This window comes from Kitasatospora sp. NPDC056446 (genome assembly GCF_042796115.1).
Lineage (GTDB): Bacteria > Actinomycetota > Actinomycetes > Streptomycetales > Streptomycetaceae > Kitasatospora.
This window is the reverse complement of record NZ_JBHTRF010000059.1, coordinates 51,913-54,758: the sequence shown is the minus strand read 5'-3', so window position 1 is coordinate 54,758 and position 2,846 is coordinate 51,913. Positions and strand designations below refer to the sequence as shown.

Genomic DNA, 2,846 nt, shown 5'->3' with positions numbered 1-2,846 from the left:
CGGCGGGGCGGGGGGGCGGGCTTGGCCGGGGCCGGGGGGGGCGGGGGGGGGGGGGGGTAAGTCGAGCGGGCCGACTTCCCACGCACCGCCGTCGCGGGCACCCCGGGACCGGGGCCGGGGCCTCCTCGCGGGCACGGCCCCGCACGCCCCCGCCCGCGAAGGGACGGCAGCTCTTCACCGGACCCCAGGCCGGTCAGGGGCCGGACGGGCCGGGGCGGGGCTCGGGAAGTCGAGCGGGCCGACTTCCCACGCACCGCCGTCGCGGACACCCCGCCCCGGGGTCGGGGCCTCCTCGCGGGCACGGCCCCGCACGCCCCCGCACGCCAAGGGACGGCAGTTCTTCACCGGCCCCCCGGCCGGGCAGAGGCCGGCCGGTCAGGGGCCGGGCCGGACGGTCAGGGGGCGGGCGGGCGCGGGTGGTACTGGGCGATCTGGATGAGGTTGCCGCAGGTGTCGTCGAGGACCGCGGTGGTCACCGGCCCCAGGTCCAGCGGCGCCCGCGCGAAGCGCACCCCCAGCGCGCGCAGCCGCCCGTACTCGGCGCGCACGTCGTCCACGGCGAAGGAGGCCGCCGGGATCCCGTCGGCGGCCAGCGCCGCCGTGTACGCCCTGGCCGCGGGGTGCTCGTCGGGCTCCAGCAGCAGTTCGGCGCCCTCGGGCTGCTCGGGTGAGACCACGGTCAGCCAGCGGTGCCCGCCGGGACCCCCGAGGGGGACCTCGTCCTTCTTCACGAAGCCCAGCACGCCGGTGTAGAAGCGCAGGGCCCTGTCCTGGTCGTCGACGAACACACTGGTCAGGTTGATCCTCACGGCGGTCCTCCTCGGGTGCGCGCGACCCGGACCCCCACGGCACACGCGACCCGCCACGCGCGACGAAGGGACGGGCCCCGGCGGCGCCCCGCACGCCGGGGCGCCCGCGAGGACATCCTTCGCCGCCCGACGCCGCCCGGCACCCCGCGCCGCGCCCCCGCGCGTAGGGGCGCGCCGAGGCCACGGGGCTGCCACGCCCCCGCGCGGGCGGCCCGCAGGCACGCCGGCGGTTCACCCGCACGAGTGATTGTGACACGGTGCGCACCACCGGACACTCGACGTGTACGGAGGGCTCGTGGGGCCCTCCCGACGCGAGGGAGCCGTCATGGCCGCAGCCGAATCCTCCGCCTCCGGGGCACCGCAGATCACGGGCGGTTCCCAGCCCGCCGGCCCCGCCCAGGGCCTCGCCGCGATCGGCGGCAACGTCGGCGCCCTGTGGCGGGGGTGGTGGACGTGGACCCCCGGCAACGGGACGTTCAACCTCCAGATCCCCTGGGACGTCATCGGGACCGACTCGACGGTCATCGTCACCGCCTCCGAGATCGACGGCAACGGACACCGCTTCGTCGGCTCCGCGCCCTTCCAGGTGTCGAGCATCGCCCCCGCCAACGGGGTCGTGACGTTCAAGATCGCCATCGGCTGGAACAGCCCCCTGCCGATGCGCACCGACGTGACGGTCCTCAACTGAGCACCCCCACCGGGACCGGCCGACCCCGGTGAACGCCCCACCCGCACGACCCGCCCCGTGACGGCCCCGCACCACCCGGGCCGCCACGGGGCGGCGGCATCCCCCGCACACCCCGGCAAGCCGCCCGACACAAGGAGGCGAGGACACCGGCACGGGGGGCAGGGGCGCGGGCACGGAGGCACGGGCACGGGGGCACCGGGCCGGGGGGCCGGGAGCCGGGAGAAGGCAGGCCGGCGGTGAAGCCCCCCGGGGCCCGGAGGTACAGGCCGCGGACCGCACCCCGCCCCGGCCCCCGGCCGACAGGACCCCCCGCACCCGTACGGACCGGGCCGGCCGATGCGGGCCGGGGCAGTACGGGGCGGGCCGGTGCGGGGCGCAGGCGGCACGCCGCGACGAGGACGGGACGGCCGGTCCGGCACGCCGCGCCCGGGGCCGCGCACCACAGGCAACGGCCACCGCACGCCCGCAGGTGACGCCGCGTCACCACCCGCTCCGCACGGCCTCCCCGGGCCTCCCCGGCCCCGCACGGAACCGGGGCGGGGCACCGGCCGCCACCGGCAGGACGGCAGGCCGTCCCCGGCGGACGGGCACCACCACCACTGCCCCGCACACGCCGAGGTGGCGCCGCGTCACCACCCCCGCACACCACCCACCGCACCCCGACCGCCCCGACCGCCGGCACCGGGACCCGGCGGCCGCAACGACCCCAGCCCTCCGGCGAACCGGAGCCGCAACAGGACGCCAGGCCCGCCCGGGATGGGGAGCGGGGACGGGCGGTGATCGCCCGGCGGGCCGAACGGGGGCGGGCGGGGCGGTCAGGCGAACCAGGCTGGCCGAGCCGGAGCCGCCCCGGGACCGGGCCGGGGCGTCCACCCCGGTGGTCGCCCCGGCGGGCCAGACCGGACGGGCCGGTACCGGGCGGTACGGGCCGGTCCGGTTCGGAGCGCCCGGGGCCGCGCGCCACAGGCAACGGCCACCGCACGTCCGCAGGTGACGCCGCGTCACCACCCGTAGCCCCCGGCCTCCCCGCCTATCCCGACGGCCGCAACGACCGCCGCCCTCCGGCGAACCGGAGCCGCAACAGGACGCCAGGCCCGCCCGGGACGGGGGACGGGTAGCTGGGACGGGGACCGGGACAGGCGGTGACCGCCCGGCGAGCCGGGCAGGGCCGGGGGCGGGCGAAGCAGGAGCGGAGCCTCGCGGGCCGCCACCGGCACGGGACAAGCCGCCCCGGGGCCGGACGTCCGACCGGTGGTCACCCGGCGAGCCGGGCAGAGCGGGCAGAGCGGGCAGGGTGGACCGCAGCCGCGGCAAGGCGCCGGCCCGCCCGGGGCGAAGGCGGGGACCGG

General features: G+C 79.6%; 2 protein-coding genes. One reads left to right on the top strand and one right to left on the bottom strand.

The window, feature by feature from the left end; genetic code table 11:
- Nucleotides 1-395: 395 nt before the first annotated feature.
- Complete coding sequence (locus ACFQ6N_RS29365) at nucleotides 396-809, bottom strand: VOC family protein (RefSeq protein ID WP_380655359.1); 414 nt, start codon at nucleotides 807-809, stop codon at nucleotides 396-398.
- Between the two features lie 325 nt (nucleotides 810-1,134).
- On the opposite strand from ACFQ6N_RS29365, the gene ACFQ6N_RS29360 reads away from it, so the two are divergent.
- Nucleotides 1,135-1,497, top strand: a complete 363-nt coding sequence (locus ACFQ6N_RS29360) for a hypothetical protein (RefSeq protein ID WP_380655356.1) — start codon at nucleotides 1,135-1,137, stop codon at nucleotides 1,495-1,497.
- The last annotated feature ends 1,349 nt before the right edge of the window (nucleotides 1,498-2,846 follow it).

What these genes read in the sequence shown, in the direction of transcription:
- ACFQ6N_RS29360 (WP_380655356.1), top strand. Translation starts at nt 1,135, where the DNA reads ATGGCCGCAGCCGAATCCTCCGCCTCCGGGGCACCGCAGATCACGGGC.